The organism is Pseudomonas imperatae, from assembly GCF_057128625.1.
Genome location: NZ_JBSKHP010000048.1, coordinates 1 through 21,081, shown reverse-complemented (window position 1 = coordinate 21,081; position 21,081 = coordinate 1). Strand labels below are relative to the sequence as shown.

Genomic DNA, 21,081 nt, shown 5'->3' with positions numbered 1-21,081 from the left:
TCCGGTTCCGTCTTCCCCGGCTACGCCGTGGACCGCTCGGCCGACGCCTCCAGTCGGCCCTGGCGCTTTACGGGGCATACAATCAAGATCAAAGGCCTCACGGAAGCAAAAGCGGTCCGCGGTGTCAGGGCTGTTGCTGTTGCTGTTGCTGTTGCTGTTGCTGTTGCTGTGGCTATTGCGGTTGGCGTTGCGGCCGCTGCCGCACCTGCCGCACCTCCACCCAATACCAGGAAACCAACGCTGGCACCCCAAACCCAATCTCCCGCAACCGCTTCACCAACGACAACGCCAGGCTCGCCTCCACCGGCACGCCAATCAAACTGCCAAACAGCACCAACCCACCCTCCTGCACCCCCAGCCCCGCCGGCACGATGAAGATCAGGTGGCGCAGCGCCTGGGTCACTGCCTCGATGGCGATGGCGTCCCAGACGCTCACCTCGAACCCCAGCAACCGCAACGCCAACCACGTCTCCAGGCTGCCCACCACGAACCCCGCCAGCTGCCAGCCGCCGGCCGCCAAAAGCCGCCAGCGCGGGGTGCTAAGGGCACGGATGTCCTGGTCCAGGCGCTGGCCGTTGATCAGTTCAGTGAGCCGCGTGCGGCCACCCAGGATGCGTTCGGCCACGCTTTCCAGGCGCGCGAACAGTTGCCCGTGACGCACCAGCCAAAACAGCCCCAGGGGCAACGGCAGGCTGGCGAGCAAGGCGAATAACAGCGAATCCAACGCCCCCACCTGACGGGTGATGGCGATCAACAGCACCACCCCCAGGGCGGTGAACAGGTACTGGTTGACCAGGGTTAGCAGCACTTCAAGGACGATGCTGGCGGTGGCCGCCGCGCCGTCGACGCCGCGCCACTTCACCAGGCGGATGCCGACGATCTCACCGCCAATGTTGGCCACCGGCAGCAGCCGGTTGAAGGCCTCGCGGATGGCCGCGATCCACAGCAGCACCGCCACCCCGGCGCGGCCCTCGGGGTCGCGCGGGGCCAGCAACACCCGCCAGCCGAGCACGTCCAGCCACAGCGGCACGAGGTGAAACGGCAGCAGCCACAGCAGCGCCCAGCCGGCGTGCTGGACGGCGGCGAGGATGGCGCCCACGTCCTGGTGCAGCACCAGGGCGATCACCGCGATCAGCCCCAGCAGCCCGGCCAGCCAGGTCCAGCGGTTCATGGCTGCAGAGCCGCCGGGTCGCCGAAGCCGTTGCACAGCCGGCAGTGGTGGTCGACGGCCTGGCGTACCCGCGGCGACAGCAGCGCGGCCAATTCGTCGGCGTGGCGGTAGCTGCCCATGGCCGGGGTCAGGCCGCCATGCACCGCCGGGTGCAGGTACAGCTCGGACAGGCCGCCAGGCAGCCGGGCCAGGGCGTCCAGCAGCACGCCTTCGTCCATGGCGCCGCTGTGGCGCAGGCCGAACACGTGGTCGTTGCAGGCCACCCCGGCACGCCCCAGGCGCCAGCGCATCAGCGCCAGCCACGGCCGCAGCCACGGGCCCATACCCGGCTCGGCCGGCACGCGCACGGCGCGCAGGCCGAAGTCGCGGCCGATGCGCAAAATCAGCGTCAGCACCGTGGGGTGCAGGTGGAAGTGCTTGTGGGCGTTGACGTGGTCCAGGCGCAGGCCGGTGGCGGCGAACGCCTGGAACTGCGCACGGATCTCCGCCGCCAGCTGCCGGCGCACCCTGGGCACGAAGAAAAAGCGCACGCCGGCGCCGACCATGTTGCTGCCGAACTGGCCACTGGCGTCCACCAGGTCGGGGATTTGCGCGGGCGCCAGCACCGCCCTGCCCTCGGCCAGCACCAGGTGCAGGCCCACGGCCAGGCCAGGCAGGCGCCGGGCCCGGGCCACCGCATCGGCCGCCGCCGGCGCGGCCACCATCAGGCTGGCGGCGCGCAGCACGCCCTGGCTGAAACCCTGCTCCACCGCCTGGTTCACCGCCGGGTGCAGGCCGAAATCATCGGCGGTGACGATCAGCCGCGGCCGGGTGTCGGCTGCCATCAAGCCTGGTGCTCACGCAGGAAGCGGAAAAACTCCACGCCCTCGCGCAGGCGGCGCTTGGTCATTTCCCAGCTGCCGAGCATCTCGCGCACGATTTCCCAGATCTTCGAGGGGCGGAAATAGAAACTGCGGTAGAAGGTCTCGATGCCGTGGAAAATGTCTTCGCGCGACAGGTGCGGGTAGCTGATGGACGCCAGTTGCACGCCCTTGTCGTTGACCAGGTGGCCGCCCTCCTCGGGCTGCAGCCAGCCGTTCTCCACGGCCTGGCGGTACAGGGTGGTGCCGGGGTACGGCGCCGCCAGTGACACCTGCACGGTGTGCGGGTTGATCTCCTTGGCGAAGGCGATGGTCTTGGCGATAGTCTCGCGGGTCTCGCCCGGCAGGCCGAGGATGAAGGTGCCGTGCACCTGGATGCCCAGCTGCCGGCAGTTCTCGCTGAAGCGCCGGGCGATGTCCACGCGCAGGCCCTTCTTGATGTTGTGCAGGATCTGGTCGTCGCCCGACTCGAAGCCCACCAGCAGCAGGCGCAGGCCGTTGTCCTTCATGATTTTCAGCGACTCGTAGGGCACGTTGGCCTTGGCGTTGCAGCTCCAGGTCCAGCCCAGTTCATGCAGGCCGCGGGCAATGTCGTGCACCCGGGGCAGGTTGCTGCTGTCGGTGAAGGTGTCGTCGTCGAACATCAGCTCCTTGACCTGGGGCATGTTCTCCTTGATCCACTTCGCCTCGGCGATCACGTTGGCCGCCGAGCGCACCCGGTAGCGGTGGCCGCCGACGGTCTGCGGCCACAAGCAGAAGGTGCATTTGGAGCGGCAGCCACGGCCGGTGTAGATCGACACGTAGGGGTGCTTGAGGTAGCCGATGAAGTAGCGCTCGATCTTCAGGTCGCGCTGGTACACCGGGGCCACGAACGGCAGTTCGTCCATGTCCTCGATCATCGCCCGGGGCGGGTTGTGCACCAGCTTGCCGTCAGCGTCGCGCCAGGTGATGCCCGCCACCTGGGCCAGGGGCCGGCCAGTGGCGATCTCCTTGCAGGTGTAGTCGAATTCCTCGCGCGCGACGAAATCGATGGCGCTGCTGGCGGCCAGGGAATCAGCGGGGTCCACCGCCACCTTGGCGCCCACCAGGCCGATCAGCATGGCCGGGCAGCGTGCTTTGAGCAGCTCGACAAAACGCACGTCGGTGGGAAAGGACGGCGTGCTGGTGTGGATGATCACCAGCTCGAAAGCGGCGGCAATGTCGAGGGTGGCCTCCACCGACAGCTCTTCAACCGGCGCGTCCAGCAGCCGCGCGCCGGGCACCATGGCTGCGGGCTGGGCCAGCCAGGTGGGGTACCAGAAGCTCTTGATTTCACGCCGGGCCTGGTACCGCGAGCCCGCCCCGCCATCGAACCCGTCGAACGACGGTGCCTGCAGAAAAAGCGTCTTCATGGGATTCTCAGCTCCAACGGCCCTTGGCCGGGTTTGCCTGACATTCACCTGCGCCGATCAAGAATAGCGTATCGGCCCGTCCTTACGCGCATGCATCACCTGCCCGCGCCATTTCACCCGCCAGCCGGTCAGCGCCACGGCCCATTCCAGCAGCAACAGCACATCGCGCACCGGCATCAACCAGGCGCTTTGCGCCCCCGCCCCGCGCCGCCAGCGCAGCACCCGCGCGCCCAGGGCCAGCACTGCCAACGCCAGGTTCAGAGCAGTGGGCGCCAGGGCCAGGCCCAGCAGCGCCAGCGGCCAGGTGAAGCACACCACACTGGCAAAGAAGCCCGCCGGGGCGATGGCGCGAATGGTGCGCAGCCAGCGCAGCTCGTGGCTGACCAGCGTAGCAAAGCGCGTTTCGCTGACCTCGGTGCCCACCCACACCGGCGACAGCACCGTGCGCAAGCCGGCGCGCCGGGTCAGCTCGCCCAGCCAGAAGTCGTCGGCCAGGGTGTCGGCCAGCGTTGCCAGGCCGCCGATGGCCGCCAGGCTGTCGGCGCGCAGGGCGATGGTCGAGCCGAAGGCAAAGCGCCGCGAGCCCAGGGCGTGGGACAGGCGCACCGAGGGCGCGAACCAGTCGTCGATGAACAGGCAGCCCAGCCGCGACCAGAAGCTGGCCTGGGCCACGCCGTGGTACAGGCAGGTGACCACGCCCACACCCGGGTCGGCCAGCGGTGCCACCACCGCGTCCAGGTAACCGGGGGGCACGCTGATGTCGCTGTCGGCCAGCACCAGCCAGTCGTGGCGGGCGTGCGCCTGCAGGTTGAGCAAGTTGCTGACCTTGAGGTTGCTGCCGTGCACGCGCGGCTCCAGCACCAGCTGGATGTCGCGGCCCGGCAGCGCCGCCTGCAGCGCCTGCACCACGGCGATGGCCGGGTCGTGGGCCTCGCGCACGCCGCACAGCAATTGGTCGCCCTCGCGCAGCTGGCTGGCCACCGTGAATAAATTTTCATACAGCCGCGGCTCGGCGCCATGCAGGGGCTTGAGCACCGACACCGCCGGCCGGCCGCCCGTGGCCTGGGCCGGCAACGGCTTGCGTACCGCCCACAGGCTCGCCAGCGCGTAGCCTGCGGCTGCCAGCAGCAAACCGCTGCCCAGCCAATGCCCTGCATGATTGAGAACCTCTGCCAAGCCCATCGCAGCCTCGCCTGTTCGCCCGTGCCAGTCTGACACCTTAGCCGGTGTTCACGCAGCTTGCCGATGATCGAACACATCCACAAACCGGGTCGCACACTGAAAATTGTGCACTATAGTGATGAGCGTTGACTGGGCCCAGGAGGTAGACCCTTGACCACTCCGGAACTGGAAAGTCGCCCTTGGCGGCATTCACGCAGTGTCGTGTCGTTCAACGACGAACCGCTGGTATTGGTAGACGAACAGGACCGCGAAGTCGGTTTCCTCGACAAGGCCTCGGCCCACCAGGGCCAGGGCGTGCTGCACCGTGCCTTCTCGCTGCTGGTGTTCAACCACAAGGGCGAGTTGCTGCTGCAACAGCGCGCCGCGGGCAAGCGCCTGTGGCCCGGCTACTGGTCCAACACCTGCTGCAGCCACCCGCGCCGCGACGAAAGCATGGAGGTGGCCATCGAGCGCCGCCTGGAAGAAGAACTGGGCATGCGCTGTGACTTCCGCTTCCTGTTCAAATTCCAGTACCAGGCCCAGTTCGACGCCCAGGGTGCCGAGAACGAATTGTGCTGGGTGTACGCCGGGCGCACCGACGCAGCCCCGGTGCTCAACCTCAACGAGGTATCGGCCCTGCGCTACATCGCCCCCGAGGCGCTGGACCAGGAAATAGCCGAGCGGCCGCACACCTTCACCCCCTGGTTCAAGAGCGAATGGCAACGGCTGCGCCGTGACCACGCCGAGGTGTTCGCCCCGTTGGCTTGATGACGCGAAGGAGACTGTGGTGGGTATTCCAATTATTCAGCAGGTCAAGATCGCCGGGTACATCCTGGGCAAGAAGCTCACCGGCCAGCGCCGCTACCCGTTGGCGATGATGCTCGAGCCCCTGTTCCAGTGCAACCTGGCCTGCGCCGGCTGCGGCAAGATCGACCACCCCAAGGACATCCTGCAGCGGCGCATGAGCGTCGAAGATGCCCTGCGCGCGGTGGACGAATGCGGCGCCCCGGTGGTGTCGATTCCCGGCGGCGAGCCGCTGATCCACAAGGAGCTGCCGCAGATCGTGCAGGGCATCATCGCCCGCAAGAAGTTCGTCTACCTGTGCACCAATGCCATCCTGCTGGCCAAGCACATCGACGAGTACCAGCCCTCCCCCTACTTCACCTGGTCGATCCACCTGGATGGCCTGCGCGAACGCCATGACCAGTCGGTGTGCATGGACGGCGTGTTCGACAAGGCAGTAGCGGCGATCAAGCTGGCGCTGTCGCGCGGCTACCGGGTCACCGTCAACTGCACCTTGTTCAACGAGGAACCGCCGGACGACATCGCCGCCTTCTTCGACTACGCCATGGAACTGGGCGTGGAAGGCATCACCGTGTCCCCCGGTTTCAGCTACGACCACGCGCCGCGCCACGACGTGTTCCTGGGCCGCACCGAAAGCAGCCAGCTGTTCCGCGAGGTGTTCAAGCGCGCCAAGGGCCGCTCGCGCAAATGGGTGTTCAACCAGTCGTCGATGTTCCTCGACTTCCTGGCCGGCAACCAGCGCTACCAGTGCACGCCCTGGTCCAACCCCACCTACAACATTTTTGGCTGGCAGAAGCCCTGCTACCTGCTGGTGGACGAAGGCTACGCGCCCAGCTACCAGGCGCTGATGGACAGCACCGAATGGGAACGCTACGGCGTGGGCATCAACCCCAAGTGCGACAACTGCATGGCCCACTGCGGGTTCGAGGGCACCGCCGTCGACGACACTTTTGCCCACCCGCTCAAGGCCTTGCGCGTGGCGCTGCTGGGGCCGCGCACCGAGGGCGCGATGGCCGAGGCGCTGCCGGTGCGCTATGCCCAGCCCATACCGGTGAAGCTGATCGACACACCGTGACCGCCGCCGGCGCCGCGCTGGCGGCCACGGCACATAACTAGAAAAGGACCACCGATGATTATCGCCTACCAGAAACAGTGCCAGGCGTGGGTCGACGCTGGCCTGCAGGAGTTGCTGCAGACGCCCAGCGCGCCCTTGCAGCATTTGTACGACGCCATGCGCTACAGCGTGCTCAACGGCGGCAAGCGCGTGCGCCCGTTGCTGGTGCACGGCGCCTGCCAGGCCCTGGAGGGCGACCCGCGCCAGGCCCTGGGCGCCGCCTGCGCCGTGGAGCTGATACACGCCTATTCCCTGGTTCACGACGACCTGCCGGCCATGGACGACGATGACCTGCGCCGCGGCCAGCCCACCACCCACAAGGCCTTCGACGAAGCCACCGCGATTCTCGCCGGTGACGGGTTGCAGACCCTGGCCTTCGAGACCCTGTGCAGCGAGCGCCACAACCCCGCCGACCCCGGCCTGCGCCTGCGCATGCTGCGCACCCTGGCCCAGGCTTCCGGCCCGGCGGGCATGGCCGGCGGCCAGGCCATCGACCTGGCGGCGGTGGGCAAGCAGCTGGACCAGCCGGCGCTGGAAACCATGCACCGGCACAAGACCGGCGCGCTGATCAGCGCCAGCGTGCGCATGGGCGCCCTGGCCAGCGGCCGTGCCGACGAGGCCGCGCTTAAGGCCCTGGCTGACTACGCCCGGGCCGTGGGCCTGGCGTTCCAGGTGCAGGACGACATTCTCGACGTGGAAAGCGACACCGCCACCCTGGGCAAGCGCCAGGGCGCCGACGAAGCCCACCACAAGCCCACCTACCCTGCCCTGCTGGGGCTGGCGGCGGCCAAGGACTATGCCCGGCACCTGCTGGACGAAGCCCTGGGCGCGCTGAACCCGCTGGACCATCACGCCGACGCGCTGCGGGCGCTGGCGCGGTTCATTGTCGAGCGTCATCACTGAGGCCGCCCCGGCGTTCGCCAGCCGGGCCACGTGGGGAGAAGACCATGCAGAAAACCTTCCTGGAAATACCCCGCACCGCGCCGGCCACGCCGCTGCTCGACCACACGCCCACGCCGCTGCAATTGCGCCGCCTCAACGAGGCGCAGTTGCAGGCCCTGGCCGATGAGCTGCGCCAGGAACTGCTGTACACCGTGGGCCGCACGGGCGGCCACTTCGGCGCCGGCCTTGGGGTGATCGAACTGACCATCGCCCTGCACTACGTGTTCGACACCCCGGTGGACCGCCTGGTGTGGGACGTGGGCCACCAGGCCTACCCGCACAAGATCCTCACCGGGCGCCGCGGCCTGATGCACACCCTGCGCCAGCAGCACGGCCTGGCGGCGTTTCCGCGGCGCTGCGAAAGCGCCTACGACACCTTCGGCGTCGGCCATTCCAGCACCTCCATCAGCACCGCCCTGGGCATGGCCATCGCTGCCCGCCTGCGCGGCCTGCCGCACAAGACCGTGGCGGTGATCGGCGACGGCGCGATGACCGCCGGCATGGCCTTCGAGGCCCTGAACCACGCCCCGGAGGTAGGCGCCGACCTGCTGGTGGTGCTCAACGACAACGACATGTCGATTTCCCGCAACCTGGGTGGGCTGTCCAATTACCTGGCGCGGGTGCTGTCCAGCCGCACCTACAGCTGCATGCGCGAGGGCGGCAAGCGCATCCTCGCGCGCCTGCCCGGCGCCTGGGAGCTGGGCCGGCGCACCGAGGAGTACGCCAAGGGCATGCTCGCCCCCGGCATGCTGTTCGAAGAGCTGGGCTGGAACTACATCGGCCCGATCGACGGCCACGACCTGCCCACCCTGGTGGCCACCCTGGGCAACATGCGCGACCTCAAGGGCCCGCAATTCCTCCACGTCGCCACCCGCAAGGGCAAGGGCTTCGCCCCCGCCGAGGCCGACCCCATCACCTGGCACGCCATCGGCAAGCTGCCGGCCCCCGAGGCCGCGCCGGTGCCCAAGGCGACCAGTGGGCCGAAGTATTCCAGCGTGTTCGGCCAGTGGCTGTGCGACATGGCGGCCGCCGACCCGCGCCTGACCGGCATTACCCCGGCCATGAAGGAAGGCTCGGACCTGGTGGCCTTCAGCGAACGCTACCCCCAGCGCTACTTCGACGTGGCCATCGCCGAACAGCACGCCGTGACCCTGGCCGCCGGCATGGCCTGCGAGGGCCTGAAGCCGGTGGTGGCGATCTACTCGACGTTCCTGCAGCGCGCCTATGACCAGCTGATCCACGACGTGGCCCTGCAGAACCTCGACGTGCTGTTCGCCATCGACCGCGCGGGGCTGGTGGGCGAGGATGGCCCGACCCACGCCGGCAGCTTCGACCTGTGCTACCTGCGCTGCGTGCCGGGCATGGTGATCATGGCGCCCAGCGACGAGAACGAACTGCGCCGGCTGCTGAGCACCGGCTTCCAGTATTCAGGCCCCGCCGCCGTGCGCTACCCACGTGGCACCGGGCCCAACGCGCGCATCGAGCCGGGGCTGCAGCCGCTGGAGATCGGCAAGGGCGTGCTGCGCCGGCGCGGCCGCCAGGTGGCGCTGCTGGTGTTCGGCACCCTGCTGCCGGCGGCGCTGCAGGTGGCAGAGGCGCTGGACCTGAGCGTGGCCGACATGCGCTTCGTCAAGCCCCTGGACGAGGCGCTGATTCGCCAGCTGGCCGCCGAGCATGAGTTGTTGGTGACGGTGGAGGAAAACAGCCTGATGGGCGGCGCCGGCAGCGCCGTGGGCGAATATCTGGCGGCCCAGGGCATCATCATGCCGCTGCTGCACCTGGGCTTGCCGGACCGCTACATCGAGCACGCCACCCCGACGCAGATGCTGGCCGAGTGCGGGCTGGACGCGGCGGGCATCGAGGCCGCCATCCGCCAGCGCCTGGCGCCGGCCGTAAAGGTAGCCTCGCGCTCAGCCTGACACCCCGTAGCAGCTGCCGCAGGCTGCGTCCGGGCACACCGCGGTCAACTCTTCTTGCCCATCAACCCGCGCACGGTTTCCTGCAGGTCGGCGGGCAACACCACCACCTTGGCGTTGTTGCTGGCCGCCAGCGACTGCATGGCGTCGATATAGCGCTCTCCCAGCAGGTACATGGCCGGCACCATGTCATCACCGATCGCCTGCTTGATCTTGACGATGGACGTCGCCGAGGCCTCGGCCAGCTTCACCGTGGCCGCGGCGTCCTTGGTGGCCGCTTCTTCGCGCGCGGTAGCCGCCAGCACCGCCGCCTGGCGTTCGCCCTCGGCGCGGGTCACGGCGGCCTTGCGCTCACGCTCGGCGGCGGCCTGGCGTTCCATGGCGCCCTGCATGGACGCCGACGGCTTGATGTCCTGGATCTCCACCGAACGCACGGCAATGCCCCAGTCGTCGGTCTGGGTGCTCATCGCCTCGGCCAGCTTGGCCTTGATGGCCTCGCGGCTGGACAGCGCCTCGTCCAGGTCCAGTGTGCCGATGATGGCCCGCAACGCAGTCATGGTCAGGCTGGACACCGCGTACTGGTAGTCCTGCACGCCGTAGGCGGCCTTCTGCGGGTCGATCACCTTGAGGAAGCACAGGGCGTTGGCAACGATGATGGCGTTGTCCTTGGTGATGATTTCCTGCTGCTGGATGTCGAGGATGATGTCCTTGGTGGGCAGGTTGTACTGCACCCGGTCCATGTACGGAATGACGAAGTTGAGCCCCGGCTTGAGGGTGGTGTGGTAGCGCCCCAGGCGCTCCACTATCCATTCCTCGCCCTGGGGCACGATGCGCACGCCCTTGGCCAGGGTGACCAGGGCGAAAGCGGTGAGCAACAACGGGATGATCAAGCTGCTGAAGAGCATGGTGTCGGTCCTTGAGAATAGTGAGCAGGAAAATCAGGCCACGGTGACGCGCACCGTGCCACCTTCCACCTTCACCAGGCGCACGCGGGTGCCGGCGCTGATGGCTTCGTCGGCCACGCAGGCCCACTCCTCGGCGCCGAGGATGGGCTTCTGGAAGCGCACCCGGCCCTTCTGGAACGGCGCCACGGCTACGGTCAGCAGGCCCACCTCGCCCAGCACCTCGTCCACGCTCCAGCGGGTTTCGGGGCGGCGCTTGCGGAAGAACTTCAGCCACACCAGAGCGATCAGCGACGACAGCAGCACCCAACTGACGATCTGCGTGCCCAGGGTGACAGCGGGCACGACCAGGGCCACCACGCCGATGAGCACGGCGCCCACGGCGAACCAGAGGATGAAGAACGTCGCGGTGAAGAGCTCCAGCACCGCCAGGGCCACGCCCAGGGCGATCCAGATCTGCCAGTCAAAATCCATGTCGGCTCGCTTGTGTGTATCGGGAAGGAGGTACGGGCGAGAGTGTGCCAGAGAACCCGGCAGCGGATCGAGAGGAGGATGTAACAAGACAGGAATGCCACAGCCTTGTAGCCGCTGCCGACAGGCTGCGCTGGCCCTTGGGTACGCTGGAAATTTCCAGTGTATTTGAGGGCCAGCGCAGCCTTCGGCAGCGGCTACGAGGGCGCGTGGCTAGGCGATATCAGCGGGTACCCGCGCTGCGCAGCGCGTTGGGGGTGTAGTCGGCTGGGGTCATCTTCAGGTCGAACTGCACGAAGTTGCGCTCTTCGTTGCTCATGCCGGTGACGATGTAGCGGCCGCCCAGCAGGTCATACAGCCCCTCGAACGCCTCGGCCTGGACCTGGCGGTGGTAGTACGGCATCAGCATCGCCTGCCCTACGCGCCACAGTTGGCCGCGGCCGTCGTACAGGTCGGACATGGCGATGTTCCAGCTGTCCTCGTCCACATAGAAGGTGCGCTTGCCGTAGATATTGCGCGCGCTGGGCTTGAGCGTGGCTTCCACCACCCACACCCGGTGCAGCTCATAGCGGGCCAGGGTCTGGTTGGTGTGGCCGGCCTGCAGGATGTCGGCGTATTTCACTGTCGGCAGCGCCAGGCGGAAGTTGTTGTAGGGGATGTACATCTCCTGCTTGCCCACCAGCTTCCAGTCGTAGCGGTCCGGGGCGCCGTTGAACATGTCGAAGTTGTCCGAGGTGCGCATGCCGTCCGAGGCGGTGCCCGGGCCGTCATAGGCCACCTGCGGGGCACGCCGCACGCGGCGCTGGCCGGCACTGTAGACCCAGGCTTCGCGCGGCTGCTTGATCTGGTTCAGCGAGTCGTGCACCAACAGCACGTCACCGGCCAGGCGCGCCGGCGCGGTGACTTCCTGCTTGAAGTACAGCAGCGCGTTCTGCGCCTCCTGGGGGTCGATGCCCGGCATCTGGTCAGGGAAACCGACCTGGTCACGCAGCTGCACGATGTTGTAGGAGCCGTTGGCCTGTGGCGCGGCCTGGGTGTACACGCGGCTGAGGTTGCCACCGCGGTAGCGGGTGATGTGGTTCCAGATCACCTCCAGGCCGTTCTGCGGGATCGGGAAGGCGTAGAAGCGGCTCTGGTCGAAGTTTTCCAGGCCGTTGCCGTCCGCCACCAGGTTGACCTTGGCAGCGCTGATTTTCGCCGCCGCGGCCACGTTGGCCGGCACCGCGACGCTGCGGTGGGTGGTGTACACCGGGATCACGAACGTATCGGGGTAGCGCTTGAACAGGGCGATCTGCCCGGCCGAGAGCTTGCCCTGGTACTGGTCGAGGTTCTTCGCGGTAATGGTGAACAAGGGTTTTTCGCCGGCGTAGGGGTCGCCCAGGAAGCCGTTGCTGTCCACCGGCGCGGCGTTGGTTTTCAGGCCGCCGTCGTAGGCCGGGATGCTGCCGTCCTTGTTGCCGGCCTTCTCGCCTCCCAGCGGGGTCAGGGTGGTGCCCAGCTTGGCCACCTGGTCGGGGCTGACCGCCGCCATCACGTTCACTGCCACCAGGCTCAGGGCCAGGGCGGCGCATTGCATTGCCTGCTTGCCAATCATCATGAGTTCCCCACCTTAGAAGTTCACGCCGAAGCTGAGGGCGACGAAGTCGCGGTCAGACACGGTGTTGTAATCGCCACCAAAGAAGTTGGTGTAGTTGAGGCTGGCGGTGTAGGTGTTCTGGTAGTCGGCATCCAGCCCCAGGCTGACGGCCTTGACCCCTTCGTTGAACACCGGCCCATAGCCGTGCACGTCATGTGACCAGGCAATGTTGGGCTTGAGGTTGATGCCGGCGATGGCGTTGGCATAGTCCCAGATGGCCCGGGCGCGGTAGCCCCACGAGGTGGTGGTGTAGAAGCCGCCCGAGCCGTACTCGGCGTCGGCCGCGGCGTTTTCCGGAATGCCGAACACGGCGTCGCGGCCAAAGCGGTTGCCGGCGATGTCGCTGACCCCGGACACGTGGTCCATGCCCACCTCGCCCACCAGCGTCAGGCGCTGGGCGCCCATCACCTGGTCGAAGAAGTGGGTGAAGGTGGTCTGCACCTGGGTGACCGGCTTGCGCACGTAGCCGCTGTCCACCTGGTTGGCCTGGGCCAGCGCCGCAGCCGCGCCGCCGGTGGCCGCGGCGGTGGCCACGGAACTGGCGAGCATGGTCGTGACGTCGGTGGTGTTGAGCTGCAGCGGCATGTTCGGCCGGTAGCTGACCTCGCCGCTCCAGGCGGTGCCGGTGGGCAACGTGGTAGCGAAGCTCAGGCCGTACAGGCGAATGTCCTCGGGGTATTCGAGGAAGTAGCTGCCGCGCCCCAGCAGAATCGGCTGGGCCAGCGCCGGGGTGGTCAGCGCGCGGCGGATGTCGGCGGCGCTGGCGTTCTGCACGCTCACGTACGGGGTGCGGCTGTGATAGTTCATCACGTAGGCGCCGTACTCGGTGTCGTCGCCCAGCCAGCGCAAGGCCAGGCCCCACTGGCCGGAGTCGCGCGCATCGTTGTCGGAGCCGCGCGGTACGATCAGGCCTTCAGGCGTCACGTTCACGCCCAGCGAATTCAGCGCGGCCTTGGTGCCCGGCTGGTTCAGCGCGTTGACGGTGGTGGCGTCGAGGATGGTGTAGTTGTTGCGGCAGCCCTTGGCGGCCACGTCGGTGGACGAGAAGAAGGTGCCGCAGTTGTCGAGGATGGTGTTGTCCCAACCCAGTTGGTAGAACGCCTCGGCGGACAGTTTGTCGGTCAGCCCCTGGGACACGTACAACATGTTCACCGGGATCAGGCCTTCCTTGATTTCCGCACCGGGGCGGCGGAATGCCGACACGTCGATGGGGTTGATGGAGTTGATACCCCCGCCAATGAAAGTACTTTCACCCCAACTCACCACTTGCTTGCCCAGGCGCACGCTGCCGGGCTTTTCCGCGAGCTGGTAGTTGTAATAAGCGAAGGCGTCAAGTAATTCGATGCCGGAAGATTTGGCCGCTTCCTGGCGATGGTCATTACTGACGTTCTTGAAGTCCTGGTTCTCGTCCTGAAGTTCGAAGTCATACCAATACTTGGCACGGGTAAACACGCCAAAATTATTGTACTTCAACTCCAGGTCATGGATGCCCTTGAAAATCTTGGAGAAAGTCTCGCCTTTCTCGAAGTTCAAGCGCCCGTCATCGTTGGTCTGGGTAAAGCCATGGCCGCCGTTGGCCGAGCCGATCAGCGACTGCTTGGGGCTCTGGGTGCTCCAGCTGGCGCCGATGGACAGGGACGAGTCGAACTGCCCCTCGATTTCCCCAATGTTGAAATTCACCGCCTGTGCCTCGAAGCTGACGGCACACCCCGCGACGACGGCCACAATGGTTGATGAAAAACCCGCGAACCTTATTTTTGTTATCATTTGGCGCTCCCTGGTGAATCCCCACATTATTGTTGCACCGCCCGCGCGAACGCCCGGTCATGCCTTTTTTTATTCCGTGAAGACAGCTAAAGATGCGGAAGGTTAATTCAACTGTACGCATTTGAAACAACCTGCCAACAATCTATGTGCCATCCCTGATACTGTCAAATTGACCCAAACGCGTGCAGGCCCATGGCGCCGGGCCTGGGTACGATTGTTGCTTGGGCAGTTAAAACCTTTCAGCCCCGCCAAACTCGCGGGCTGCACCAGGTACATGCGGGGGCGTTATAGGGGCCCATAAACAAAAGCCCGCGATGAGCGGGCGGTGTTATTCATGGCGCAATGTGAGCTGTATCACCAAACAACATGTGTGACACATTGTTTCGCGCCCGTGGGAGCTGGCTTGCCAGCGAGTTGTTGAAGCATCCAAAAAGCTCGCTGGCAAGCCAGCTCCCACAAGCGCGGTGCCTCAGATCAGGGCCTGCCGCAAACTCGCGATCACCATCTCGCCCATGCGCGTGCGCGTCTGCACGGTGGCGCTGGCGCGGTGCGGTTGCAGCACCACGTCGTCGCGGGCGAACAGCGCCGGCGGCACGTTGGGCTCGTCGACGAACACGTCCAGCCCGGCCCCGGCAATGTGCCCCGCTTCCAGCGCAGCCAGCAGGTCCGGCTCGTTCACCAGCTTGCCGCGCGCCACGTTGATCAGGTAGCCACCACTGCCCAGGGCCTGCAACACCCTGGCGTCGATGATGCCCTCGGCCTTGTCTGCCGCCGCCGCCACGATAAGCGCGTCGCTGTGGCGCGCCAGTTCCACCAGGTCGGCGACGAAGGTGTAGGGCACGTCGCCCATGGGCTGCAGGTCGGTGTAGCTGATGGGGCAGCCAAACGCGGTGGCGCGGGTGGCGACAGCGCGCCCTACCCGGCCCAGGCCGACAATGCCCACACGCAGGCCACTGACCTGGCGCGCCAGCGGCAGCGGCGCCAGTGGCGTGGCGCTGGCGGGCCACTGGCCGCTGCGCACGTAGCGGTCGCTGGTGCACAGGCCGCGGCAGGCGGCGATCAGCAGGCCCATGGCAAGGTCGGCAACGTCCTCGGTCAGCGCGCCCACGGTGGCGCTGACGGTGATGCCGTGGTCGCGGGCATAGGCCAGGTCCACGGCGTCGGTGCCCACGCCGTTCACGGCCACCACTTCCAGGTGGGGCAGTTGTTCCATCACCTGGCGGGTAATGCCGGTGTGGCCGCCGGTGATCACGCCACGGATCTGCCCGCCCACTTCACGCAGGTACGCGGCCTTGTCGGCCTGCTGGTAATAGGGGTGCACGGTGAACAGCGTGGCCAGCTGCTCGCGAATCTCGGGGATGAGGATGGGGCTCAGTTGCAGGATGTGCGGCTTCATGGTGACCTCGACGACAAAGGGGAACGGCGCGGCTCAGCCGCGGCCCACGAACGGCATGTTGGTGGCCATCACCGTCATGTTCAGCACGTTGGCCGACAGCGGCAGCCCGGCGATATAGCGCACCGCGTCAGCGATGTGCTGCACGTCGACCATGGGCTCCACGGCGATCTCGCCGTTGGCCTGGCGCACGCCCTTGGTCATGCGCACCGACAGTTCGGTGAGGGCGTTGCCGATGTCGATCTGGCTGCAGGCGATGTTGAACTCGCGGCCGTCCAGCGCCAGGCTCTTGGTCAGGCCCAGCACCGCGTGCTTGCTGGCGGTGTAGGGCGCGCTGAACGGCCGTGGCGCGTGGGCCGAGATCGAGCCGTTGTTGATGATGCGCCCGCCCTGGGGCTGCTGGCGGCGCATCAGGCCGAAGGCGCCACGGCTGCACAGGAACACCCCGGTAAGGTTGGTGTTGATCACGTTCAGCCACTGGTCCACGGCCAGTTCGTCGATGGGCACTGCAGGGGTGTTGACCCCGGCGTTGTTGAAAATCACGTCGAGGCGGCCGTACACCTCTTCCACCGTGGCGAACAGCGCGTCGACGCTGGCCGGGTCACGCACGTCGGTGGGCACCGCCAGCGCCTCGCCGCCCTCGGCACGGGCCTTGTCCACCAGTTCCTGCAGGGGCTCGGCGCGGCGGCCGGCCAGCACCAGGGTGAAGCCGTCGGCCAGCAGGCCCAGGGCCACGGCGCGGCCGATGCCACTGCCGGCGCCAGTTACCAGGGCCACTTTGCGCGTTGTTGTTGTCATGTCGCTCACTCCTTGATGAATGGATTAACGGCGCGCGCCCACGCGCACGCTCAGTTCACCGATGCCGTCGATGCCGGCGCTGATCACGTCGCCCGGTTCCAGCGCGGCCACCCCCGGCGGCGTGCCGGTCATGATCAGGTCGCCGGGGCGCAGGGCGATGGACTGGGACAGGCGGCTGATGATTTCGCTCACCGACCAGATCTGCTGTTCCAGGCTGGAGCGCTGGCGCTCCACGCCGTTGACCTGCAGCCACACTGCGCCGCGGTCGGGGTGGCCGATGCGGCTCACCGGCACCACCGGGCCGATGGGCGCCGAGCCGTCGAAGGCCTTGGCCGCCTCCCAGGGCTGGCCGGCGGCCTTGGCGGCCATCTGCAAGTCGCGGCGGGTCAGGTCCAACCCTGCAGCGTAGCCCCAGACATGCTCTAGCGCGCGGCTTTCAGGGATATCGCCGCCCCCGGTGCCGATGGCCACCACCAGTTCGATCTCGTGGCAGAACTCGCGGGTCAGCGGCGGGTACGCCAGCTCGCCGCCGGCCTGCAGCACAGCGCTGGCCGGTTTCATGAAGAACATCGGCGCCTGGCGCACGGCGTCCTGGGCGTCGCCCCAGGGGTAGTTGCGGCCCAGGCAGAACACCCGGTTCACCGGGAAGCGCGCGTCACTGCCCTGCACGTCCAGGGTCACGCCCGCGTCGGGGGCAAATACGAATGGGCTCATGGTCTACCTCGTGGCCTGTGTGTCGTTGGCCCACAGAGTACGGCGCCGTGGGCGGTGAAAGTTGGAGAAAACCGTGGCTGTCCTGGAGTAAACCGGGCTCAGCGGGCACGCAGTTGAATGCGGTACAGGCGCCCCAGCAGCAGCGAGTAGGACAGCGTGCCGCACAGCGCCACCGCGCCGATGAACCAGAAGGCGTAGGCGAACGAGCCGGTGGCATGGACGATGCCGCCGATGACGATGGGCGTGACGATGCCGCCGATGTTCGCCGCCAGGCTGGTGATGCCACCGGTCAGGCCCACCAGCTCCTTGGGCGCCACCTCCGACACCGCGGCCCACGACGCCGAGGCAATGCCCTGGGCGAAGAACGCGGTGGTAAGGATGGCGATGCACACCACGTTGGAGTCGGTGAAGTTCACCAGCACGATGGACATGCCCAGCATCGAGCCCACCACCAGCGGCAGCTTGCGTGCAAAGGACATGGAGTAGCCGCGGCGGATCATCCAGTCCGAGAGGATCCCGGCCAGGAGGATGCCCACCGTGGCGCCGAGGAACGGCATCACCGCGAAAATACCGACCTTGATCATGGTCAGGTGGCGCTCTTCGATCAGGTAGGTGGGGAACCAGGTGAGGAAGAAATACAGCGCCGAGGTGCTGGCGAACTTGCCGATGCAGATCGCCCAGATCTGCCGGTAGCCGAGCAGCTCGCCGATCTGCCGCCAGCTGAAGCGGGTGCGCTGGGCGCTGGCTTTCACCAGGCCGCCGCCATCCTCGATGTACTGCAGTTCCTGGGCGCTGACCTTCTTGCAGGCCAGCGGGTCGCGGTACAGGTACAGCCAGGCCACGCCGAAGGCGATGCCCACCAGGCCGGTGGTGTAGAACACGTGGCGCCAGTCGTAGGTGGTGGCCAGCCACAGCAGCGCGCCGGTGAACAGCGCCGTGCCCAGGTACTGGCCGCACACGTAGATGCTGCTCGCCAGGCCGCGCTCGCGGGCCGGGAACCACACCGCCACCGCACGGCTGTTGGCCGGGAACGCCGGGGCTTCCAGGGCGCCGACGGCCAGGCGCAGGCCGAACAGCGAGGCAAAGCCACCGGCCAGGCCCTGGCCGACGGTGACCGCCGACCAGGTGATCAGCGACAGGCCGTAGGTGAAGCGCGAGCCAAAGCGGTCGGCGACGAAGCCGGCCGGCACCAGCGCCAGCGCGTAGGTCCAGGCGAAGCCGGAGAAAATCAGGCCCATCTGGATCTTGTCCAGGCCCAGGTCCTTGGCCATGAATGGCGCGGCGATGGAGATGTTCACCCGGTCCACGTAGTTGATGATGGTGGCGATCAGCAGCAGCGACAGCATGAACCAGCGTCGCCGGGTGGGCAGGCGCGCGGCGCTGGTGCTGTGGTCGAAGGTTTCGGCGGGGGCGGCCACCAGGTCGGCGTCGACGTTGGGCATCTGCCGGTTGCTGGGGGCCAGGTACTCGTGGGGAGTCGTCTGCATGGTACGAACACCTTCTAATTATTGTTGATAGGTATCGAGTCGGACGCCTCCAAAGTGATCGTACAACCATTGAAAATCAACGGGCCGGTTAGAACGTTTTTGCACAGCGAAACCGGCTAGAGGTCAAAAGTCCAAAAACAAAAAGCGCTGAAAACAAGCTGGCAAAACGCCAATTAATCGCCAGAATTATTGATTTAGAGCGGTTACCATCGGCCAGGCGCGCAGCAGCGTTTTTGCACTTGGCAAAAACCACAAAGCCACGCAAAGTGTGCAAAGTGATCGTACAATCACCCAAAACAACACGCCTGACAGCCGCCCCCAGCGGCTGAACAACAGGAGAGACACCATGCAGTCTTCCAGCCGCGTGCCCACCTTCGGCATGCAGCAACGCAGCGAACGCCCCGACTTCTACATTCGCGACGAAAGCGTGCGCAAACCCGAGACCGCCCCGCACCGCCACGAGTATTTCCAGATTCAGGTGAACCTGGGCGGCGACACCGTGCAGCACATCGGCAACGTGCAGCGGCCCTTCCCCAGCCGCGCCCTGGCGTTCATCCTGCCGCACCGGGTGCACATGATCCCGCACCCTGCGCACGCGCATTTCCAGTTGATCAACTTCTCCCAGGCCTTCCTGCTGCCGCACCTGAGCTGCGACCCGCTGGATCTTGAGGACGTGTCGATCGCCCTGGCCCCGGAGCTGGCGCCGTTTCGCTTCCAGGAGCACCTGGACTTCATCCTCGAGCCCGCGCCCTTCGCCCAGGTGTGCGGCTTGCTGGAGCAGATGCACGCGCTGGACCGCGACCGCCAGTTCGGCATGCGCGAGTCGCTCAAGGGCCTGCTGCTGCAGCTGATCGGCGGCGTCTGCAGCCAGTACGCCGAGCCGCTCAAGGCCCTGGCCAGCAGCAATGCCGCCCAGCTCAGCCGGCGTGATGCGCTCAAGCGCATGTCCACCTACGTGCGCACGCACCTGGCCGACCCGGAGCTGGACCTGAAGAAGGTGGCGGCCGCCACCTACCTGTCGCCCCACTACCTGACCCACTGGCTGAAAAAGGAGATTGGCAAGAGCTTCAGCGAGCTGGTGCTGGAGCGGCGCATGCACCTGGCCCGGCAGCTGCTACTGGACAGCCTCAAGCCGGTGGGCGAGATCGCGCGGCTGTGCGGGTTCGCCGACGAGGCCTATTTTTCCCGGCGTTTCCGCCATATCCACGGCCTGCCGCCGGGGCAGTACCGGCGCCAGCAGCAGGCGGTTACCGGCCAGGCCGGCTAGCCCCTATACTGGCGGGCATCGCCCTAGCATCAAGGACAGTACATGCGCGTGATCGTCATCGGCGGGTTGGGCAACTTCGGCGCCCGCATCTGCCGCCGCCTGGCCATGGAGCCGGGCCTGGAACTGGTGGCCACCGGCCGCAAGCCGGTCAGCGGCAGCACCTTCTTCGGGCCGCTCAGCGCCATTACCACCGCGCCCCTGGACATCGACAGCCCGCGGTTGCAAAGCCAACTGGCCGACCTGCGGCCGCAACTGGTGATCCACTGCGCCGGCCCCTACCAGGGCCAGGACTACCGCGTGGCGCTGGCCGCCTGCGCGGTCGGCGCGCATTACCTGGACCTGTCCGACGGCCGCGATTTCGTCGCCGACTTCCGCGCCAACGTGCACACCGCTGCCAGCGCCGCCGGGGTGCTGGCGGTCAGCGGCGCCAGCACCCTGCCCGGCCTGTCCACCGCCGTGGTCGACCACCTGAGCGCCGGCTGGGCACGCCTGGACAGCGTGCAGGTGGCCATCGCCCCCGGCCAGCAGGCGCCACGCGGCGAAGCGACGATCAAGGCGGTGTTCGGCTACGCCGGCCAGGGCTTCAAGCGCTGGCACAACGGCCGCTGGGCCACCGTCCACGGCTGGCAGAACCTGCGCCGCTTCAGCTTCGAAGGCATCGGCCAGCGCTGGGGCGCAGCCTGCGACGTGCCCGACCTGGAACTGTTCCCGGCGCGCTACCCCGGCGTGCGCGAGGTGAGCTTCCATGCTGCCCTGGAGCTGCGCATCCAGCACCTGGGCTTGTGGCTGGTGGCGGCGTTGCGGCGGGTGGGCCTACCGCTGCCGATTGCCCAGCACGCCGCGCGCTTGAACCGCTGGGCCAATGTGCTGCTGGACCGCTTTGGCAGTGACCTGGGCGGCATGCGCGTGCGGCTCAAGGGCGTGGGCGCCGACGGCCGTGGCGTGGAGTGCACCTGGCAGCTGACTGCGCCGGGGGGCAATGGCCCGGAGATTCCGTGCATGGCCACGGTGTTGCTGGCGTGCAAATTGGCCCGCGGCCAATTGCATCAGACCGGCGCCATGGCGTGCATGGGGTTGCTGACGCTGGATGAGTTCGCACCGGAGTTTGCGCGGTGGGGGTTTGCGCAGAGGGTGGAGCACACGGTGACGTGATGCAACGAGGTGAAGCTGGTTTGTGAGTTGCTGTTGATCTTGCTTGTGATCTTGCTTGTGATCTTGATTGTATGCCCCGTAAAGCGCCCGGGCCGACTGGAGGCGTTGATCAAGCGGTCCCTGGCGTAGCCGGGG

At 67.0% G+C, this 21,081-nt stretch carries 19 protein-coding genes; 7 read left to right on the top strand and 12 right to left on the bottom strand.

From position 1 onward, the window contains the following. Nucleotides 1-172 precede the first annotated feature (172 nt). The 4 genes from ACWKWX_RS32055 to hpnI are packed head-to-tail and all read right to left on the bottom strand — an operon-like array spanning nucleotide 173 to nucleotide 4,604. Nucleotides 173-1,171, bottom strand: coding sequence for a flippase-like domain-containing protein (locus tag ACWKWX_RS32055; protein WP_483829875.1), 999 nt, complete (start codon nucleotides 1,169-1,171; stop codon nucleotides 173-175). Next, the gene (gene hpnK / locus ACWKWX_RS32050) at nucleotides 1,168-1,995 is read right to left on the bottom strand and encodes a hopanoid biosynthesis-associated protein HpnK (protein ID WP_483829874.1); all 828 of its coding nucleotides are present in this window, start codon (nucleotides 1,993-1,995) and stop codon (nucleotides 1,168-1,170) included. The genes ACWKWX_RS32055 and hpnK overlap by 4 nt, the downstream gene beginning before the upstream one ends. After that, nucleotides 1,995-3,422 (bottom strand): hopanoid biosynthesis associated radical SAM protein HpnJ, encoded by a 1,428-nt coding sequence (gene hpnJ, locus ACWKWX_RS32045; RefSeq protein ID WP_416424889.1) that lies wholly within the window; start codon nucleotides 3,420-3,422, stop codon nucleotides 1,995-1,997. Before hpnJ ends, hpnK begins: the two co-directional genes overlap by 1 nt. Before the next feature lie 57 nt (nucleotides 3,423-3,479). After that, nucleotides 3,480-4,604, bottom strand: a complete 1,125-nt coding sequence (hpnI, locus tag ACWKWX_RS32040; protein ID WP_483829873.1) for a bacteriohopanetetrol glucosamine biosynthesis glycosyltransferase HpnI — start codon at nucleotides 4,602-4,604, stop codon at nucleotides 3,480-3,482. Between the two features lie 150 nt (nucleotides 4,605-4,754). On the opposite strand from hpnI, the gene idi reads away from it, so the two are divergent. Genes idi through dxs form a run of 4 tightly spaced genes read left to right on the top strand, consistent with a single transcriptional unit; the run spans nucleotide 4,755 to nucleotide 9,362 of the window. Continuing rightward, nucleotides 4,755-5,351 carry an isopentenyl-diphosphate Delta-isomerase gene (gene idi / locus ACWKWX_RS32035; protein WP_416424891.1) on the top strand — a complete coding sequence of 199 codons (597 nt, stop codon included), beginning with the start codon at nucleotides 4,755-4,757 and terminating at the stop codon, nucleotides 5,349-5,351. Between the two features lie 19 nt (nucleotides 5,352-5,370). Further along, nucleotides 5,371-6,462: an adenosyl-hopene transferase HpnH gene (gene hpnH, locus ACWKWX_RS32030; protein WP_476297223.1), complete on the top strand. Its 1,092-nt coding sequence runs from the start codon at nucleotides 5,371-5,373 to the stop codon at nucleotides 6,460-6,462. Nucleotides 6,463-6,516: 54 nt separating this feature from the next. Then, nucleotides 6,517-7,404 carry a (2E,6E)-farnesyl diphosphate synthase gene (gene ispA, locus ACWKWX_RS32025; protein WP_476297221.1) on the top strand — a complete coding sequence of 296 codons (888 nt, stop codon included), beginning with the start codon at nucleotides 6,517-6,519 and terminating at the stop codon, nucleotides 7,402-7,404. Between the two features lie 44 nt (nucleotides 7,405-7,448). Next, nucleotides 7,449-9,362 (top strand): 1-deoxy-D-xylulose-5-phosphate synthase, encoded by a 1,914-nt coding sequence (gene dxs / locus ACWKWX_RS32020; RefSeq protein WP_483829872.1) that lies wholly within the window; start codon nucleotides 7,449-7,451, stop codon nucleotides 9,360-9,362. Nucleotides 9,363-9,406: 44 nt separating this feature from the next. Here the strand turns inward: dxs and ACWKWX_RS32015 are convergent, their stop codons facing one another. The 4 genes from ACWKWX_RS32015 to ACWKWX_RS32000 form a co-directional block, all read right to left on the bottom strand. Beyond that, the gene (locus ACWKWX_RS32015; RefSeq protein ID WP_416424895.1) at nucleotides 9,407-10,264 is read right to left on the bottom strand and encodes an SPFH domain-containing protein; all 858 of its coding nucleotides are present in this window, start codon (nucleotides 10,262-10,264) and stop codon (nucleotides 9,407-9,409) included. Nucleotides 10,265-10,297: 33 nt separating this feature from the next. After that, nucleotides 10,298-10,735: an NfeD family protein gene (locus ACWKWX_RS32010; RefSeq protein ID WP_476297217.1), complete on the bottom strand. Its 438-nt coding sequence runs from the start codon at nucleotides 10,733-10,735 to the stop codon at nucleotides 10,298-10,300. A gap of 220 nt (nucleotides 10,736-10,955) precedes the next feature. Next, nucleotides 10,956-12,329 (bottom strand): DUF1329 domain-containing protein, encoded by a 1,374-nt coding sequence (locus ACWKWX_RS32005; protein ID WP_473002760.1) that lies wholly within the window; start codon nucleotides 12,327-12,329, stop codon nucleotides 10,956-10,958. Nucleotides 12,330-12,341: 12 nt separating this feature from the next. Beyond that, entirely contained in the window at nucleotides 12,342-14,135 is a 1,794-nt protein-coding gene (locus tag ACWKWX_RS32000) for a DUF1302 domain-containing protein (protein ID WP_473002762.1), read from the bottom strand. On the opposite strand from ACWKWX_RS32000, the gene ACWKWX_RS31995 reads away from it, so the two are divergent. After that, nucleotides 14,035-14,241, top strand: a complete 207-nt coding sequence (locus ACWKWX_RS31995) for a hypothetical protein (RefSeq protein WP_416427612.1) — start codon at nucleotides 14,035-14,037, stop codon at nucleotides 14,239-14,241. The two genes, ACWKWX_RS32000 and ACWKWX_RS31995, sit on opposite strands and share 101 nt — an antisense overlap. 363 nt (nucleotides 14,242-14,604) lie before the next feature. Here the strand turns inward: ACWKWX_RS31995 and ACWKWX_RS31990 are convergent, their stop codons facing one another. The 4 genes from ACWKWX_RS31990 to ACWKWX_RS31975 all read right to left on the bottom strand — a co-directional run bounded on the left by ACWKWX_RS31990 (nucleotide 14,605) and on the right by ACWKWX_RS31975 (nucleotide 18,386). After that, the gene (locus tag ACWKWX_RS31990) at nucleotides 14,605-15,531 is read right to left on the bottom strand and encodes a 2-hydroxyacid dehydrogenase (RefSeq protein ID WP_483829871.1); all 927 of its coding nucleotides are present in this window, start codon (nucleotides 15,529-15,531) and stop codon (nucleotides 14,605-14,607) included. Between the two features lie 33 nt (nucleotides 15,532-15,564). Beyond that, nucleotides 15,565-16,326: an SDR family oxidoreductase gene (locus ACWKWX_RS31985; RefSeq protein WP_483829870.1), complete on the bottom strand. Its 762-nt coding sequence runs from the start codon at nucleotides 16,324-16,326 to the stop codon at nucleotides 15,565-15,567. Nucleotides 16,327-16,350: 24 nt separating this feature from the next. Continuing rightward, nucleotides 16,351-17,040, bottom strand: coding sequence for a fumarylacetoacetate hydrolase family protein (locus tag ACWKWX_RS31980; RefSeq protein WP_483829869.1), 690 nt, complete (start codon nucleotides 17,038-17,040; stop codon nucleotides 16,351-16,353). A gap of 98 nt (nucleotides 17,041-17,138) precedes the next feature. Next, a complete protein-coding gene (locus ACWKWX_RS31975) occupies nucleotides 17,139-18,386 on the bottom strand; it encodes an MFS transporter (RefSeq protein ID WP_483829876.1) in 1,248 nt (415 codons plus the stop codon). A gap of 487 nt (nucleotides 18,387-18,873) precedes the next feature. On the opposite strand from ACWKWX_RS31975, the gene ACWKWX_RS31970 reads away from it, so the two are divergent. Next, complete coding sequence (locus tag ACWKWX_RS31970; protein ID WP_483829868.1) at nucleotides 18,874-19,794, top strand: helix-turn-helix transcriptional regulator; 921 nt, start codon at nucleotides 18,874-18,876, stop codon at nucleotides 19,792-19,794. A 42-nt stretch (nucleotides 19,795-19,836) separates the two neighbouring features. Further along, on the top strand, nucleotides 19,837-20,946 hold the full coding sequence (locus tag ACWKWX_RS31965) for a saccharopine dehydrogenase family protein (RefSeq protein WP_483829867.1): 1,110 nt from the start codon (nucleotides 19,837-19,839) through the stop codon (nucleotides 20,944-20,946). The last annotated feature ends 135 nt before the right edge of the window (nucleotides 20,947-21,081 follow it).

Excerpts from the sequence above, each read along its gene's own strand:
- ispA (WP_476297221.1), top strand. The coding sequence starts at position 6,517 with ATGATTATCGCCTACCAGAAACAGTGCCAGGCGTGGGTCGACGCTGGC.
- ACWKWX_RS32055 (WP_483829875.1), bottom strand. The coding sequence starts at position 1,171 with ATGAACCGCTGGACCTGGCTGGCCGGGCTGCTGGGGCTGATCGCGGTG.
- ACWKWX_RS31990 (WP_483829871.1), bottom strand. The coding sequence starts at position 15,531 with ATGAAGCCGCACATCCTGCAACTGAGCCCCATCCTCATCCCCGAGATT.
- ACWKWX_RS32010 (WP_476297217.1), bottom strand. The coding sequence starts at position 10,735 with ATGGATTTTGACTGGCAGATCTGGATCGCCCTGGGCGTGGCCCTGGCG.
- ACWKWX_RS31980 (WP_483829869.1), bottom strand. The coding sequence starts at position 17,040 with ATGAGCCCATTCGTATTTGCCCCCGACGCGGGCGTGACCCTGGACGTG.
- hpnI (WP_483829873.1), bottom strand. The coding sequence starts at position 4,604 with ATGGGCTTGGCAGAGGTTCTCAATCATGCAGGGCATTGGCTGGGCAGC.
- ACWKWX_RS31985 (WP_483829870.1), bottom strand. The coding sequence starts at position 16,326 with ATGACAACAACAACGCGCAAAGTGGCCCTGGTAACTGGCGCCGGCAGT.
- hpnK (WP_483829874.1), bottom strand. The coding sequence starts at position 1,995 with ATGGCAGCCGACACCCGGCCGCGGCTGATCGTCACCGCCGATGATTTC.
- ACWKWX_RS32015 (WP_416424895.1), bottom strand. The coding sequence starts at position 10,264 with ATGCTCTTCAGCAGCTTGATCATCCCGTTGTTGCTCACCGCTTTCGCC.
- ACWKWX_RS32005 (WP_473002760.1), bottom strand. The coding sequence starts at position 12,329 with ATGATGATTGGCAAGCAGGCAATGCAATGCGCCGCCCTGGCCCTGAGC.
- ACWKWX_RS31975 (WP_483829876.1), bottom strand. The coding sequence starts at position 18,386 with ATGCTGTCGCTGCTGCTGATCGCCACCATCATCAACTACGTGGACCGG.
- hpnJ (WP_416424889.1), bottom strand. The coding sequence starts at position 3,422 with ATGAAGACGCTTTTTCTGCAGGCACCGTCGTTCGACGGGTTCGATGGC.
- dxs (WP_483829872.1), top strand. The coding sequence starts at position 7,449 with ATGCAGAAAACCTTCCTGGAAATACCCCGCACCGCGCCGGCCACGCCG.
- ACWKWX_RS31995 (WP_416427612.1), top strand. The coding sequence starts at position 14,035 with ATGTTGAAATTCACCGCCTGTGCCTCGAAGCTGACGGCACACCCCGCG.
- ACWKWX_RS31970 (WP_483829868.1), top strand. The coding sequence starts at position 18,874 with ATGCAGTCTTCCAGCCGCGTGCCCACCTTCGGCATGCAGCAACGCAGC.
- ACWKWX_RS31965 (WP_483829867.1), top strand. The coding sequence starts at position 19,837 with ATGCGCGTGATCGTCATCGGCGGGTTGGGCAACTTCGGCGCCCGCATC.
- ACWKWX_RS32000 (WP_473002762.1), bottom strand. The coding sequence starts at position 14,135 with ATGATAACAAAAATAAGGTTCGCGGGTTTTTCATCAACCATTGTGGCC.